This window comes from Blastococcus sp. URHD0036, from assembly GCF_000701365.1.
GTDB lineage: Bacteria > Actinomycetota > Actinomycetes > Mycobacteriales > Geodermatophilaceae > Trujillonella.
Genome location: NZ_JNIK01000021.1, coordinates 83,251 through 97,648, shown reverse-complemented (window position 1 = coordinate 97,648; position 14,398 = coordinate 83,251). Strand labels below are relative to the sequence as shown.

The following is a 14,398-nucleotide window of genomic DNA, read 5'->3' as shown; positions in this document are numbered from 1 at the left end:
CCCCTCGCAGGGGCCCGCCGCGAGTCTGCGAGCGGTGGGGGGCGAGGGGGTCCTTAACGGGTGTAGAGGGACTCGACCTCGTCGCCGAACTCCTTGATCACCACGTTGCGCTTGAGCTTGAGGCTCGGCGTGAGCATCCCGTTGTCCTCGGTGAAGTCGGTGGCCAGCACCTTGTACTTCTTGATCGCCTCGGCCTGCGAGACCGCCTTGTTGGCGTCGGCCACCGCGGCGTCGACCTCCGCCTTCACGTCGGCGTCGTCGACCAGGTCGGCGATCTTGGTGTCGGCCGGCTTCCCCTTGGACTCCAGCCACTGCGGGAGGGCCTCCTCGTCGAGGGTGATCAACGCGCCGATGAAGGGCCGCTGGTCGCCGACGACGATGCACTGGCTGATCAGCCGGTGCGCGCGCAGCCGGTCCTCGAGGACGGCGGGGGCGACGTTCTTGCCGCCCGCGGTCACCAGGATCTCCTTCTTGCGACCGGTGATCTTGACGAAGCCGTCGGCGTCGATCTCACCGATGTCGCCGGTGTGGAACCAGCCGTCGGCGTCGATGGCCTCCGCCGTGGCCTGGTCGTTCTTCCAGTAGCCGCGCATGACCACGCCGCCGCGGATGAGGATCTCGCCGTCCTCGGCGATCGCGAAGCCGACGCCGGGCAGCGGCCGGCCCACGGTGCCGATGCGCAGCGCGTCGTCGTGGTTGACCGCCGCGGCCGCCGTCGTCTCGGTGAGGCCGTAGCCCTCGAACACCGGCACGCCGATGCCGCGGAAGAAGTGGCCCAGCCGGTCGCCGAGCGGAGCGCCGCCGGAGATCGCGCCCAGGCAGCGGCCGCCGAGCGCGGCGCGCAGCTTGCCGTAGACGAGCTTGTCGAAGACGGTGTGCTGCGCCCGCAGTGCGATGCCGGGGCCGCCGGTGTCCTGGGCCCGCGACCAGTCGATGGCCACCTGGGCGGCCTTGTCGAAGATCTTGCCCTTGCCGTCACCCTCGGCCTTGGCCTTCGCCTGGTTGAAGACCTTCTCGAACACCCGCGGGACGGCCAGCACGAACGTCGGCTTGAACTCCCCGAGGTCCTCGACGAGGTTCTTCACGTCGGGGGTGTGGCCGATGACGGTGCGGGTCTTGACGGCGCCGACCTGCAGGACGCGGGCCAGCACGTGCGCGAGCGGGATGAACAGCAGCAGCGAGCCCTGCACGTTCATGAACCGGTCGAGCAGGCTCATGCCGTTGCCGATCTCGAACAGGAAGTTGCGGTGCGTGAGCTCGCAGCCCTTCGGCCGGCCGGTGGTGCCGCTGGTGTAGATCAGCGTCGCCAGGCTGTCGGCGTTCAGCGTGGCGCGGCGGGCGTCGAGTTCGCTGTCGGGCACCTCGGCGCCGGCGGCGGTGAGGGTGCCGAGGGCGTCGTCCTCGATCACGTAGACCGGGCCGAGGTCCGGCGCCTGGTCGCGGACGGCGTCCACCGCCGAGGCGTGCTCGCCCTTCTCCACGATCATGGCCGTCGCGCCCGAGTCGGAGAGGATCCACGCGACCTGGTCGGGGCTGGACGTCTCGTACACCGGGACGACGACGCCGCCGGCCGTCCAGATCGCGAAGTCGACGACGGTCCACTCGTAGCGGGTCTTGGCCTGCAGGGCGACGCGGTCGCCGGGCTGCACACCGGCGGCGATCAGCCCCTTGGCGACACCGCGGACCTGCTCACCGAACTCCCGCCAGGTCACGTCCTCCCAGCGGCCGCCGCGCTGGATCCGCAGACCCACCTCGTCGCCGTGCTCGGTGACGTTCTCGGTCAGCATGTCGGTCAGGGCCTCGTCCGGCCCCACCTCGGTCGTCGCCGGGACGCTGAACTCGCGCACGCCTGGTCCTCTCTCCCCGCACCGGACCCGGGCACCGTCGCCCGGCCCGTCCCGGTGGGGACGTGTGGCCTGCAAATCTAGCCGCAGCCGGCTACTGGTGAGTAGCTGAGGCGGGCGTCTCACCGGGGCGGCGGACGGGGGAACGGCTAGCCTGCTCCGCATGGCCGACCAGTCCACCCAGTCGATCGTCGTCGAGGCGCCCGCAGCCGATGTGATGGCGGTCATCGCCGACTTCGACGCGTACCCCACGTGGGTGGCGGCCGCCAAGCGGGTCGAGGTGGTCGAGACCGGCCCGGACGGCCGGGCCAAGCGGGTGCACTTCGTCCTCGACGCCGGTGCGGTCAAGGACGACTACGTCCTCGACTACACGTGGGAGGACGACCGCCGCGTCTCCTGGACGCTGGTCAAGGGGCAGATGCAGAAGCGCCAGGAAGGCTCGTACACGCTCGTCGAGTCCGGCGGCCGCACCGACGTCACCTACGCGATCACCATCGACCTCTCCATCCCCATGCTCGGGATGATCAAGCGCAAGGCCGAGAAGGTCATCCTCGACACCGCGCTCAAGGAGCTCAAGAAGCGCGTCGAGGGCTGATCCCCGTGACCACCGTGCTCGTGACCGGCCCCGGCGGGGCCGGGACCTCGACCGTGGCGGCGGCCCTGGCCGTCCGTGCCGCCCGGGCCGGGAGCGGCACGGTGCTGGTGTCGCGCCGCCCGGCGCCGTTCGGGCCGGTCGAGGGCCTGCAGGTGGTCGTCCCGGATCCGCAGCAGGGGTTCGAGCAGCTCTGGGGTTCGGTGGGGCCGGCCCTCGCGGGCGCGGTGCCCGACCTCTCGCTGCCGCCGGCCAGCTCCGTCGTCGCGCCGCCGGGTGCGGCCGAGATCGCGCTGATGGCCGAGCTCGCCCGCGCGGAGGCCGACGTCGTCGTGGTGGACGCCGGCCCGCTGGACTCGGCGCTGGCCCTGCTCGCGCTCCCCGGCGCGCTGCACTGGTGGCTCGGACAGGCGCTCCCGACCCGGCTGCGGATGCTCGGCGCGGTCCGCACCGCGGCGGTGCGCACCGGGGCCGTCCGGTCCGGGCCGGTCGACACCGTCCTGGCCGCCGTGCCGGTGGTGGAGCGGCTGCTCTCCCGGGTCGACCTCTCCGACCCCGCGGCCACCGAGGTGCGGCTGGTGACCGAGGCCCGGGAGTCGGCGGTCGCCGTCCTGCGCGAGGCGCTCCCCGTGTTCGCGCTGCACGGCCAGCGGCCGGTCGCCGTGCACGCCCGCGTGCTGCCCGACGGCGGCGCCGGCGAGTGGTGGTCCGCGCGCACGGCCGAGCAGGCCCGTGCCCTCGACGCGCTCGCCGACCTGGCCCCCGTGGCGCACGTGCCCGAGAGGGCGACGTCCCCGGCGGACGCCGACGCGCTGGCCGCCCTGGTCGCCGACGACGCCCCGCCGCCCGCGGCTGCCCCCGGGGCGCCCGCGCCGGTGCGTGTGGCCGGCGGCTGGCAGCTGACCGTCCCGCTGCCGTTCGCCCGCCGCGACGCGCTGGGGCTGACCCGGTGGGACGACGACCTCGTGCTCACGGTGGGCGGAGCCCGGCGGTCGCTGCGGCTGGACGCGCTGCTGCGCCGCTGCGTGGTCACCGGCGGATCCCTGGCCGGCGCCGGTACCGCCGGGGCGCGGCTGGTCGTCGACTTCGCACCCGATCCGCGTCAGTGGCCGGCCGACCTGCTGGCCGCCGAGGGGAGCACCGCATGACTCCGGGCAACGACTGGCTCGACCAGGCGCGACGGCTGGTGACCGGGCTGGGGCAGGCGCTCGCCGCCGGCCCGCCGCCGCAGGGGAGCGACGCCGGTCCCGAGGCGAGTGCCGCGCACGGCAGCGACTGCCGCTGGTGCCCGCTGTGCCAGGCGGCGGGCGTCCTGCGGGGCGAGCGGCCGGAGGTGACCGCGGCGATCGCGGACGCGCTGACCGCCGCGGCCGCCGCTCTGCGCACGCTCGCCGCCGAGCCGCCGCGGACCGCGCCGCAGGCCGCTCCGGAGGAGGGGACCGCCGACGGCCCCGGCGCCCCGGCGGTGCAGCACATCGAGATCGCCTAGGTGGAGGGGACCGCCGTCGGCGTCGACATCGGCGGCACCAAGGTCGCCGGCGGGCTGGTCACCGCCGACGGCACGGTGCTCTCGACGGCACGCCGCAGCACGCCCGGGGCGTCACCGGCGGAGACCGAGGGCGCCATCGTGGCCGTGGTCGCCGAGCTGACGGCTGCCGCTGACGAGCTCCCGGTCGGCGTGGGGGTCGGCGCGGCCGGCTGGTTCGACCGCAGCGGCGACACGATCCTGTTCAGTCCGCACCTGGCCTGGCGCAACACCTCGCTGCGGCGGGACCTCATGCGCCGGCTGCGGCTGCCCCTCTGGGTGGGCAACGACGCGGACGCCGCCGCCTGGGCCGAGTACCGCTTCGGTGCCGCCCGGGGCGCGGAGCTGGCGCTCATGGTCACGCTGGGCACCGGCATCGGGGGCGGCATCGTGCTCGGTGGCCGGCTGCAGCGCGGCGCGCACGGGGTGGCGGGGGAGTGGGGGCACATGCGCGTGGTCCCCGACGGCCGGTTGTGCGCCTGCGGCAACCGCGGGTGCTGGGAGCAGTACGCCAGTGGCACCGCGCTGGCCCAGACCGCCCGGGAGATCGCGCACAGCAGCCCCGCGGCGGCCGCGGCGCTGCTCGAGCGGGTGTCGGGCCGCGCGGCCGACCTGACCGGTGAGGTCGTGGCGCAGGCGGCGGAGGCCGGCGACGCGCTGGCCCGCGAGCTCGTCGCGGAGGTCGGGCACTGGCTGGGGCAGGGCATCGCCGACCTGTCGGCCGTGCTGGACCCCGACGTCGTCGTCATCGGCGGAGGGGTCAGCGCACTCGGCGAGGCGGTGCTGGGTCCGGCGCGCGAACGGCTGCAGCGGGCACTGCCGGGGCGGGGCTTCCGGCCGGGGCCGCAGGTGGTGGCCGCCGTCCTGGGACCGCAGGCGGGGCTGGTCGGTGCCGCCGACCTCGTCCGCGCCGAGAGCGGCTAGACGACCGCCCCGTCGTCGCCGTCCTCCACCGACCGCTCGCGCATGCGGGAGACCAGCAGGAAGACGCCGCCGACCACGGCGGCCACGCCCAGCACGAGGCCGACGTCGAGGGTCAGGCCGAGCACTCCGGGTGCGACCACGAGCAGGGCGCCGACCGCGATGAGCAGGACGGCGTAGAGCACGTGCGGCGAGGGCAGCCCGACCGGCGGGGGCGGCGGGGGCTCGAAGTGCTCGTCGGGCCGGTCGAGCACCGGCACCTCGTGCGGGGTCGGCGGGGGCAGGTCGGCCGGTGCGCGGTCCACCACGAGCCGGCCGTTCTCCGCCTCGAAGGCCGAGACGATCCGCGCCCACTCGGCCTCCTCGTCCACCTCCCGCCGGGGAGCCGGGCGCTCGGGGGCCGGCGCGTCCTCGTCGCCGTGCTGCGCGACCAGCTCCCTGCCCTCGGTGACCCGGGTGCGGTCGACGAACAGCCGGTCGATCGGCGGGCTCGGGAGGAAGACCGTGCGGGTGTAGGGGCCGACGTCGGTGGCCGGCTCCAGGTAGGCCGGGATGCCCGCCTCGCGCAGCACCTCGAGCAGGTGCTCGCCCACCCGCGGGTCGACGTCGCGCAGCGGCGACCACAGCGCCGCGTCGAGGCCGTTGTCCTGCCGCCCCCGGCCGCGCCGCGGCTCGCTCACGAGCCGGCCCCCGGCGCGGGGAAGCGCTCGCGCAGCCACGCCACCGACTGCCCGAAGATCTCCGGTGCGTCGTTGTCGAGGGTCGCCACGTGGTAGCTGTCCTCCAGCAGGACCTCGGTGGTGTCGGTGCTGGTGACCCCGGCGAGGAGCACCCGGACGGAGGCGGGCTCGACCACGTGGTCGGTGACGCTGCGGAAGACCAGCAGCGGTGCGGTCACCCGGGCGAGGTCGGCCCGGGTCGCCGTCCACAGCCGGCGCAGCCCGAGCACCGCGCGGGTGGGGAGCTTGGCGTAGGCCCGCTCGTCGACCCCGGGCTTCTTGATGTCGTTGGCGATCGCCTTCCAGCTCGGCGTGAGCCGGGCCAGCAGGGGGAGGAGCTTGGCGTCGAGCCGCTCGGTGAGCAGCGAGGGGTTGACCAGCACCAGCGCGGCGACGTCGTCGGGGCGCAGCTCGGCCAGCCGGATCGCCAGCGTCCCGCCCATGGACAGCCCCGCCACCACCACGCGGTCGCACTCGGCGCGCAGCTCGTCGAAGGCACCGGTGACGGCGTCGACCCAGTCCTGCTCGGTGCTGAGGTTGCAGTCCTGCCAGCGGGTGCCGTGCCCGGGCAGCAGCGGGGCGCGGACGGCGAAGCCCTCGGCCGCCAGGTGCTCGCCCCACGGCCGCATGCTGAACGGGGACCCGGTGAAGCCGTGGACCAGCAGGACGCCGGTGCCGGCACCGGCCGGTCCGCCCGCGAGGGCGAAGGGCTCGGCGCCGGGGACGACGGTCGACGGTCCCCCGGTCGGTGCGGTGGGTGACACGGATCTCCTCGGCGGGCGGCACCCTCGGCTCCGGCGGCGGGTGCGGTACGGGGACGGGCGGATTGTCCAACCGCGGCGCGGCTCCCTAGTCTGACAGTTCGTCGAGGGAGGCGTGTTGTTCTACTGGTTCCTCAAGTTCGTGGGCATCGGTCCGTGGGTGACGCTCGCCTGCCGGCCGCAGGCCGACGGTGTGGAGAACGTGCCCCGCACCGGCGCGGCCATCCTCGCCAGCAACCACCTCTCCGCGGCCGACTGGGTCTTCATGCCGCTGCAGCTGCGCCGGCGGGTGACCTTCCTCGCCAAGGCGGAGTACTTCACCGGGACCGGCGTGAAGGGCTTCCTGCAGCGGGCCTTCTTCTCCGGCGCCGGCCAGGTGCCGATCGACCGGTCGAGCGCGTCCGCCGCGGAGGACGCCATCCGCACCGGCACCTCGATCCTCCGGGACGGCAAGCTGCTGGGCATCTACCCCGAGGGCACGCGCTCGCCCGACGGGCGGCTGTACCGCGGCAAGATCGGCGTCGCGCGGATGGCCCTGGAGACCGGGGTGCCCGTGGTGCCGGTGGCCATGGTCTACCGGAAGCGGAACATCCCGGTCATCGGCCGGCACCTGCCGAAGGTGGTCGTGACGTTCGGCCGGCCGCTGGACTTCAGCCGCTACGAGGGGCTGGCCGGTGACCGGTTCGTCGAGCGCTCGGTGACCGACGAGATCATGTACGAGGTCATGACGCTGTCGGGCCAGGAGTACGTCGACGTCTACGGCGCCTCGGTGAAGAAGTCGATGGACAGCACCGGCATCAGCGCCTCGGAGGCCGTCAGCGGCCTGCAGCCGCCGCCGTCGGAGGCCGCGACCCGCGCCCCGGAGACCCTCGCCAGCTAGACGAGCAGTCGGTCGAGGAACGTCCGGAGCAGCGCGACCAGCTCCGCGCGGTCCAACGTGGGTTCCCGCACCCACTGGTCGACGAGGTCCTCGGTGAAGGCGAACCAGGCCCGGACCAGCTGACGCCGGCGGGGGTCGTCGGGCAGCCCGAGCGCGCCGAGCGTCAGGTCGACCAGCTGCTCGCGGGTCTCCTCGTAGACCTCGGCCACCCACGGGTCGCCGGCCGCGGCGCCGCGGACGAACGACAGGTGCGCGTCCCGGTAGGTCTCCACCCAGCCGACGTAGCGCTCGAGCATGCCGGCGGCCTGCTCGTCGGCGGGCACGCCGGGGCGCGGGGAGAGGTGCTCGAGCAGCACGTCGGCCGCCGCCCGGGTGACCGCCGTGTAGTAGTCCCGCTTGCTGGCGAAGTAGTGGAACAGCAGGCTCCGGCTGATGCCGGCCCGTCGCGCCACCTCGTCGATGGTCAGCTCCTGCACCGGGGTCGCCGGCAGCAGCTCCAGTCCGATCGCCACCAGCTGGGCGCGCCGGTCCCCGGCCGATCGGCGGACCCGGGGCGGGGGAGGGGCGACCACGTCGTCCCCGCTCAGGCGGTGACCCGGTCGGCGGCGCGGGCGAGCAGCCGGCCGAGCGCGTCGACGACCAGCTGCGGACGCTCCTGCAGCAGCATGTGCCCGGTGCGCGGCTCGACGTGCAGCACGGCGTCCGGCAGCGCCTCGGCGAGCGCCCGGCTGTGCCGCACCGGCGTCAGCCCGTCGCTGGTGCCCACGAGGATCTCGACCGGGACGCGGGCCAGGGCGGCCAGCTCGGTCCGCTTGTCGTGGTCGCCGAGCGCCGGGTAGAAGACGGCGAAGGCGCGCACGGTCGTGGCGTGCATGATCTCCGCGCCCTCGCGGACCATCTCGTCGGTCGCGTCGGCGCCGTACAGCAGGCCGCGGACGATCCTCCGGTGCTGCCGGCTCTCCGGCGGGGTGAGCCGCCGCAACCCCTCGATCACGCGCGCCCCGCCCACGGCGGCGGCGACCAGTCCCGGGGCGAACCGGCGGGCCATCCGCTCCTTCGCGGTGCCCGGCGGCGGTCCGAGCTCACCGGCCGACGTCGACACGAGCAGGGCGCCGCGCACCCGGTCGCCGAACAGCTCGGGCCGCGCGGCGGCGAGGCACATGATCGTCATGCCGCCCATCGAGTGGCCGGCGACGACGACCGGCCCGGAGGGTGCGAGCCGGTCGAGCACGCAGCCCAGGTCCAGGCCGAGGCGGTCGATGGTGACCGCGGCCGGGTCGTCGTCGGCGGGCGCCCAGGTCGAGCGGCCGTGACCGCGCTGGTCGTAGCGGACCAGGCGCAGTTCCCCGGCGGCGATGCGGGGGACCAGGCGCCCGACCGGGTCGTCCCACGAAGCCTGCGACAGCGTCCAGCCGTGGGCGAGCACGAGGGTGACCGGGGCGTCGTCGGAGCCGTCGATCGTGACGTGCAGCACCGCGCCGTCGTCGGTGCGGACGGCGGCCGTGCGCCGCTCGCGCGTCTGCGCGGAGGTCACGCCGCCGCCTCCGGGGTGCCGACGTAGTTCTCCCGGTCCAGCCGCCGGGTCATCCGCCGGAAGCGGAAGGTGAAGTCCGGCCACAGCGTGGTGTTGTGCCCGTGGGAGTCCAGGTACCAGGAGGCGCAGCCACCGGCCAGCCAGACGGTGTTCCTCGACTTCGCCGCGATCAGGTCGCGGTAGGCCCGCTGCGCCTCGGGGGTCGTCTCGAGCACGGCCAGGCCCTCGGCGGCCATGGTCTGCAGGGCGTCGTCGACATAGGCCACCTGCGACTCGATCATGTAGACCATCGACGTGTGCCCCACGCCGACGTTGGGGCCGACCAGCAGGAACAGGTTCGGGAAGCCGGCCACGGTCGTGCTGCGGTTGCTCACCATGCCGTCGGACCAGACGTCGGCCAGCGTGCGGCCCTCGCGGCCGGTGATGCGCCGGGCGATCGGCAGGTCGGTCACGGAGAAGCCGGTGGCCAGCACGAGGGTGTCGGTGGGCCGCTCCAGCCCGTCGCGGGTGACGATCGAGTGCGGCCGGATCTCGGCGATGCCCGAGGTCACGAGCTCGGCGTTGGGTGCCGACACCGCCGGGTAGTAGTCGTTGCTGATCAGGATCCGCTTGCAGCCGATCGTGTAGTCCGGCGTCAGCGCCGCTCGCAGCCGCGGGTCGCGGACCTGCCGGGTCAGGTGCGTCTTCGCGAGCCTGCCGACGGGCCGCAGGAACCGGCGGCGCTTGGCCAGGCCGACGACGAGGAACTCGCGGAAGACGTAGAGGACGGCGCGCACCAGCTTCTGGAAGCCGGGCAGCCAGCGGTAGAGGCGCTGCATCCACGGCTTCACCGGGTGGTCGGTGCGCGGCACGATCCACGGCGGCGTCCGCTGGTAGACGGCGATGCTGTCGACCCGCGGCTGGATCGCCGGGACGATCTGGATGGCCGAGGCCCCGGTGCCGATGACGGCGACGCGCTCGCCGGTGAGGTCGTGGCCGGCGTCCCAGCGGGCCGAGTGCATGACGGTGCCGGCGAACGAGTCCAGCCCCGGGATGTCGGGGTAGGTGGGGTCGGCCAGCGCACCGGCGGCCGAGATCAGCACGGAGGCGCGGAACTCGCCGGCGCCGGTGCTGACCACCCAGTGCCGGGCGGCGTCGTCCCACCGGGCGGCCGTCACCTCCGCGCCGAACACGCACTTCTCCCGGATGCCGTACCGGTCGGCGGTGGCCTGCAGGTACGCCTGGATCTCCGGCTGCTCGGAGTAGGAGCGCGGCCAGTCGGGGTTCGGGGCGAAGGAGAACGAGTAGAGGTTGGACTGCACGTCGCAGGCCGCGCCGGGGTAGGCGTTGTCCCGCCACGTGCCACCGACATCGTCGGCCCGTTCCAGGAGGACGAGGTCGTCCTCGCCGCGGCGGCGCAGGGCGATGGCCATGCCGAGGCCGGCGAAGCCCGTGCCGATGATGGCCACCCGCACCGTGCGGGGAGCCGCCGCAGCGGCCTCGGGCTGGGTGTCGAGCGTGCTGGTCACCGTGTGGGGGCTCCCTCGTGGCCTCGGCTTGCTGAGCAACGGTCAAGAAGCTACAACGGCTGTTGAGCAGTGCTCAACACGAGCGCACCGACCCGTCGACAGCCCTGGAGTCCCCTGATGGCGCTTCTGTCCCGCACCCGCACGCCGCTGGCGGGCAAGACCGTCCTGATCACGGGGGCGGCCCGCGGCATCGGGGCGGCGCTGGCCCGCAAGGCCGCCGCACGGGGCGCCCGCGTCGCCCTGGCCGGCCTGGAGCCGGAGCTGCTCGCGCAGGTGGCCGACGAGCTCGGGCCCGAGCACCTCTGGGTCGAGTGCGACGTGACCGACGCCGACGCGCTCCAGATCGCGGTGCAGCGGGTGGTCGACACCTTCGGCGGGCTGGACGTCGTCGTCGCCAACGCCGGCATCGCGCCGCTCACGACGGTCATGACCAGCTCCGCGCACGCCCTGTCCCGGACGATCGAGGTCAACCTGATCGGCACGATGCTGACCGCGCACGCGGCGCTGCCGGAGATCGAGAAGCGCAAGGGGCACGTGCTGCTCATCAGCTCCGCCGCCGCGTTCACCGTGCTGCCGGGGATGAGCGCCTACTGCGCGTCCAAGGCCGGCGTCGAGCGCTTCGGCGACGTGTTGCGCCTGGAGGTCGCCCACCGCGGCGTCACCGTCGCCAGCGCCCACCCCACCTGGATCGACACCGACATGGTCCGCGACACCGAGGCGGCGCTGCCCACGTTCGCCGAGACGCGCAGGCGGCTGCCCGGCCCGCTGGGCGCCTTCACCTCCGTCGAGGACTGCGCCGAGGCGCTGGTCGACAACCTGGAGACCCGCGGGCGCCGGGTCTTCGTGCCGCGCTCGGTCGGCACGATCGCCGCCCTGCGGCAGGTGGTCACCGGAGCGGTGTCCGAGAAGCTCATGGCCCGCATCTCGGCCACCGCGGTGCCGCAGCTGGAGCGCGACATCGAGGCGCTGCAGGGCCGCGAGTTCGGCAGCTCCTCGGTGGGCGGCCGGCGCCGGCCCGCCTGAGTCAGCTCGGGATCGCCGCCTGCTCGGCCACCTCGCGGAGCATCTCGGCGTCCTCGGGCAGCACGTAGCCGTCCTCGACCGCCTGGTCCAGCGACGCGTTCCACGCCTCGACGAAGCCGTCGTGGTCGGTGTAGAGCGCGGTCAGCTCCTCGGCGCTGAAGGGCACGGTCACGCCGAACAGGCGGCAGAAGCGCTGCAGCTGGTCGGGCTCCCCGGCCGGCTGGCCCAGGCCGGTGATGCGGGCGACCGGGGCGTCGACGGCGGGCGTGCGGATGCCGCCCTTCGCGATGCCCTGGGCGTCGACGGCGTACTCGGGGCTGGTCGGGTCGGTGTTCGTCGCCTCGAGGCGCGGCGCGCTGGGCGGCGGGGTGCCGGTCCGGACCCACTCGTCCAGGGCCGCGATCGCCGCCCGCAGCACGTAGGTCTGCGGGCCGGCGTTCACGGGCAGCGAGCAGGTGAGGATCGAGACCGGGTTCGTGCTGGGCGCCCGCATGGCGTCGAACCACGCGGTGGCTCCGGCGACGTCGCCGGCGTCGGAGGCCCCGGTCGCCAGGCCGTACATGTCGAAGTGCGCCGTCCCGGCGACCTCCCACAGCCGGTACACGTCGGTGTCGGGCTGGCGCGCCTGCAGGGCGGCGGCGTCGGTCTCGGTCTGGAACACCAGCACGGGCACCTCGACGTCCTCCCGCACCTTGGTGGGCGTCGGGGCGTCGACCTGCGGCAGCGGCGCCTGGGACAGGGCCGCGCCGGCGCCGAAACGGCTGTGCACCAGGTACCCGTCGAAGACGTGCACGAGCGGGTCGACGGCGTTGATGTAGGTGAGCAGCCGGAAGGACGACTGCGACTCGCCGATCGCCAGCACCCGCTCGGGCTCGAGGCCACCGAGGAGCGTCTCGGCGTCGAAGCGGACCGCCTGACCGGCCTGGGAGTACATGTCGTAGGAGTAGCTGTCGCCCGGGTGCGACAGCTCCGCGTACCGGGCCGGGTCGGCGTTCTTCGTCGCCTCCATGCCGGTCTGCTGGGCCGACACGGCCACGTGCACGTAGCCGCGGCGCAGCAGCTCGACGTGGGCCAGGGTGAGGTCCGGCGAGGCGTCCACGCCGCCGGAGACGTTGAGCCACTCGACGACGGCGGTGCCGTTGAAGTCGTCGGCGTCCACGGGCCGGGTGACGACGACGCGGGTCGTGTACGGCGCCTCCGACGACGGCTCGACGGTCCAGTCGCCCTCGGGCGTCAGCTCGCCGGTGGGGCTGTAGGCGGTCGCCGTCCCCGAGAGCAGGTACTCGACCTGCTCGTAGCCCTGCGCGGCGTAGTCGATGGTGGGGTTCGAGGCGAGGGTGAACCCGTCGGGCAGCGGGTCGGAGATCGTGGCCTCGGAGACGGTGGGGGTGCGCTCGGCCGGCGCGGAGCTCTCGGGTGCCTCGTCCGCGGCGTCGCCGTCGTCGGACTCGGAGCAGGCCGTCGTGACGACGGCCAGGCAGGCCAGGGCGATGACGAGACGTCTCACGTGCGCACTCCCGGTGCGTCGAACGGCTCTGCACTGAGCCGCGTTCAGCGGGGAACGTAGCAGTGGCGCCGACCGCGGTCGAGGGCGCTCCGGAACCGGCGCGTTCCTCAGGAGGTCCAGTGCCCGGCGCGGCCGAGAGCCTCGCGCCAGCGGTCGTGCCGGCCGTCGTCGCGGCGGCCGGGCTCGGGCTCGAACCGCCGGTCCAGGGCCCACGTCGCCGCCAGCTCGTCCTGGCTGCTCCACACGCCGGTGCCGAGACCGGCGAGGAAGGCCGCGCCCAGCGCCGTCGTCTCGGTCACCCGCGGACGGCGCACCGGGACGGCGAGCTGGTCGGCCTGCAGCTGCAGCAGGAGGTCGTTGGCGCTGGCGCCGCCGTCGGCCGAGAGCTCCGGCACCTCGAGCCCGGCCTCGGACACCATGACGTCGACGACGTCGCGGACCTCGAACGCGATCGCCTCCAGCGTCGCCCGGGCGAGGTGGGCGCGGGTGGTGCCGCGGGTGATGCCGACGATCGCGCCACGGGCGTGCGGGTCCCAGTGCGGCGCGCCCATCCCGGTGAGCGCCGGGACGAAGACGAGGTCACCGGAGTCGGGCACGGTGCGGGCCAGGCCCTCGATCTCGGCGGCGGAGTCGATGAGGCCGAGCCCGTCGCGCAGCCACTGCACGGCGGCGCCGGTGACGAAGATCGACCCCTCGAGCGCGTAGACCAGGCCGTCGCCGACGTCCCAGGCGACGGTGGTGAGCAGCCCGGCGTCCGAGCGCACGGGCGTCGTCCCAGTGTTGGTGAGCACGAACGAGCCGGTGCCGTAGGTGCACTTGCTCTGGCCGGGGGAGTAGCAGGCCTGACCGAACAGCGCGGCCTGCTGGTCGCCGGCGATCCCGGCGATCGGCAGCTCCAGCCCGAGGAACGCGTCCGGGTCGGTGGTGCCGACGACGCCGGAGCTGGGCACCACCTCGGGCAGCGCCGACCGGGGGACGTCGAACAGCTCGCACAGCTCGTCGGACCAGGTACCGGCGACCAGGTCGAACAGCAGCGTGCGGCTGGCGTTGCTGGCGTCGGTGACGTGCACGGCGCCGCCGGTCAGCCGGGCGATCAGGTAGGAGTCGACGGTGCCCAGCGCCAGCGCGCCGTCGCGCACGCCCTCCCACACGCGGGGCTCCTCGGCGGCCAGCCAGCAGAACTTGGTGCCGGTGAAGTAGGGGTCCAGCCGCAGGCCGGTCAGCTCGGCCACCCGGGGTTCGTGCCCGGCGTCGCGCAGCCGGTCGCAGATGCCGGTGGTGCGCCGGTCCTGCCAGACGATCGCCGGCCGAGGGGCCCGGCCGGTGCGCCGGTCCCAGACGACGGCGGTCTCGCGCTGGTCGGTGATGCCGATGCACGTGGGCTGCTCGGGGGCGCCGGCGAGGGCCTCCCGGCAGGCCGCCAGGGTCGCCGTCCAGATGTCCTCGGGCTCGTGCTCCACCCACCCGGGGCGAGGGAACAGCTGCGCGAACTCGCGGTAGCCGCGGGAGAGGACGCCGCCGTCCTCGCCCACGACCAGCGCGGTCACCCCGGTCGTCCCTGCGTCGATCGCCAGCACCGGCATG

General features: G+C 74.5%; 14 protein-coding genes. 6 read left to right on the top strand and 8 right to left on the bottom strand.

Features of this window, described 5'->3' with window-relative positions; translation table 11 throughout:
* Positions 1–53: 53 nt before the first annotated feature.
* Complete coding sequence (locus N555_RS0122610) at positions 54–1,847, bottom strand: AMP-dependent synthetase/ligase (protein ID WP_029433769.1); 1,794 nt, start codon at positions 1,845–1,847, stop codon at positions 54–56.
* Between the two features lie 160 nt (positions 1,848–2,007).
* Between N555_RS0122610 and N555_RS0122605 the strand changes: the two genes are divergently transcribed.
* From N555_RS0122605 to N555_RS0122590, 4 genes are read left to right on the top strand one after another with little or no spacing between them, the layout of a single operon-like run.
* Positions 2,008–2,439 (top strand): SRPBCC family protein, encoded by a 432-nt coding sequence (locus tag N555_RS0122605; protein ID WP_029433768.1) that lies wholly within the window; start codon positions 2,008–2,010, stop codon positions 2,437–2,439.
* 5 nt (positions 2,440–2,444) lie between these two features.
* Positions 2,445–3,584 carry an ArsA family ATPase gene (locus N555_RS0122600; RefSeq protein WP_029433767.1) on the top strand — a complete coding sequence of 380 codons (1,140 nt, stop codon included), beginning with the start codon at positions 2,445–2,447 and terminating at the stop codon, positions 3,582–3,584.
* Entirely contained in the window at positions 3,581–3,925 is a 345-nt protein-coding gene (locus N555_RS27125) for a hypothetical protein (protein ID WP_051684379.1), read from the top strand. The genes N555_RS0122600 and N555_RS27125 overlap by 4 nt, the downstream gene beginning before the upstream one ends.
* The gene (locus N555_RS0122590; RefSeq protein WP_034512121.1) at positions 3,926–4,885 is read left to right on the top strand and encodes an ROK family protein; all 960 of its coding nucleotides are present in this window, start codon (positions 3,926–3,928) and stop codon (positions 4,883–4,885) included. It abuts the gene before it with no gap.
* Here N555_RS0122590 and N555_RS0122585 read toward each other — a convergent pair.
* Together N555_RS0122585 and N555_RS0122580 are read right to left on the bottom strand one after the other, a co-directional pair.
* Positions 4,882–5,562 carry a DUF308 domain-containing protein gene (locus N555_RS0122585; protein WP_029433764.1) on the bottom strand — a complete coding sequence of 227 codons (681 nt, stop codon included), beginning with the start codon at positions 5,560–5,562 and terminating at the stop codon, positions 4,882–4,884. The two genes, N555_RS0122590 and N555_RS0122585, sit on opposite strands and share 4 nt — an antisense overlap.
* A complete protein-coding gene (locus tag N555_RS0122580) occupies positions 5,559–6,365 on the bottom strand; it encodes an alpha/beta hydrolase (protein WP_034512118.1) in 807 nt (268 codons plus the stop codon). The genes N555_RS0122585 and N555_RS0122580 overlap by 4 nt, the downstream gene beginning before the upstream one ends.
* A 112-nt stretch (positions 6,366–6,477) precedes the next feature.
* Here N555_RS0122580 and N555_RS0122575 point away from each other — a divergent pair, with 112 nt between their 5' ends.
* Complete coding sequence (locus tag N555_RS0122575) at positions 6,478–7,242, top strand: lysophospholipid acyltransferase family protein (protein ID WP_231503095.1); 765 nt, start codon at positions 6,478–6,480, stop codon at positions 7,240–7,242.
* On the opposite strand, the gene N555_RS0122570 is transcribed toward N555_RS0122575, so the two are convergent.
* Genes N555_RS0122570 through N555_RS0122560 form a run of 3 tightly spaced genes read right to left on the bottom strand, consistent with a single transcriptional unit; the run spans position 7,239 to position 10,284 of the window.
* Positions 7,239–7,814 (bottom strand): TetR/AcrR family transcriptional regulator, encoded by a 576-nt coding sequence (locus N555_RS0122570; protein ID WP_051684378.1) that lies wholly within the window; start codon positions 7,812–7,814, stop codon positions 7,239–7,241. The genes N555_RS0122575 and N555_RS0122570 overlap by 4 nt on opposite strands.
* An 11-nt stretch (positions 7,815–7,825) precedes the next feature.
* Complete coding sequence (locus N555_RS0122565) at positions 7,826–8,776, bottom strand: alpha/beta fold hydrolase (protein WP_029433760.1); 951 nt, start codon at positions 8,774–8,776, stop codon at positions 7,826–7,828.
* Positions 8,773–10,284, bottom strand: a complete 1,512-nt coding sequence (locus N555_RS0122560) for a flavin-containing monooxygenase (RefSeq protein ID WP_029433759.1) — start codon at positions 10,282–10,284, stop codon at positions 8,773–8,775. The genes N555_RS0122565 and N555_RS0122560 overlap by 4 nt, the downstream gene beginning before the upstream one ends.
* 117 nt (positions 10,285–10,401) lie before the next feature.
* On the opposite strand from N555_RS0122560, the gene N555_RS0122555 reads away from it, so the two are divergent.
* A complete protein-coding gene (locus N555_RS0122555; RefSeq protein WP_029433758.1) occupies positions 10,402–11,307 on the top strand; it encodes an SDR family oxidoreductase in 906 nt (301 codons plus the stop codon).
* Position 11,308: 1 nt separating this feature from the next.
* On the opposite strand, the gene N555_RS0122550 is transcribed toward N555_RS0122555, so the two are convergent.
* On the bottom strand, positions 11,309–12,814 hold the full coding sequence (locus N555_RS0122550) for an alpha/beta hydrolase domain-containing protein (protein WP_029433757.1): 1,506 nt from the start codon (positions 12,812–12,814) through the stop codon (positions 11,309–11,311).
* Positions 12,815–12,921: 107 nt separating this feature from the next.
* Positions 12,922–14,397: a glycerol kinase GlpK gene (glpK, locus tag N555_RS0122545; protein WP_029433756.1), complete on the bottom strand. Its 1,476-nt coding sequence runs from the start codon at positions 14,395–14,397 to the stop codon at positions 12,922–12,924.
* Position 14,398 lies beyond the last annotated feature (1 nt).

Coding starts and splice junctions, on each gene's coding strand:
- N555_RS0122605 (WP_029433768.1), top strand. CDS start 2,008: ATGGCCGACCAGTCCACCCAGTCGATCGTCGTCGAGGCGCCCGCAGCC.
- N555_RS27125 (WP_051684379.1), top strand. CDS start 3,581: ATGACTCCGGGCAACGACTGGCTCGACCAGGCGCGACGGCTGGTGACC.
- N555_RS0122555 (WP_029433758.1), top strand. CDS start 10,402: ATGGCGCTTCTGTCCCGCACCCGCACGCCGCTGGCGGGCAAGACCGTC.
- glpK (WP_029433756.1), bottom strand. CDS start 14,397: ATGCCGGTGCTGGCGATCGACGCAGGGACGACCGGGGTGACCGCGCTG.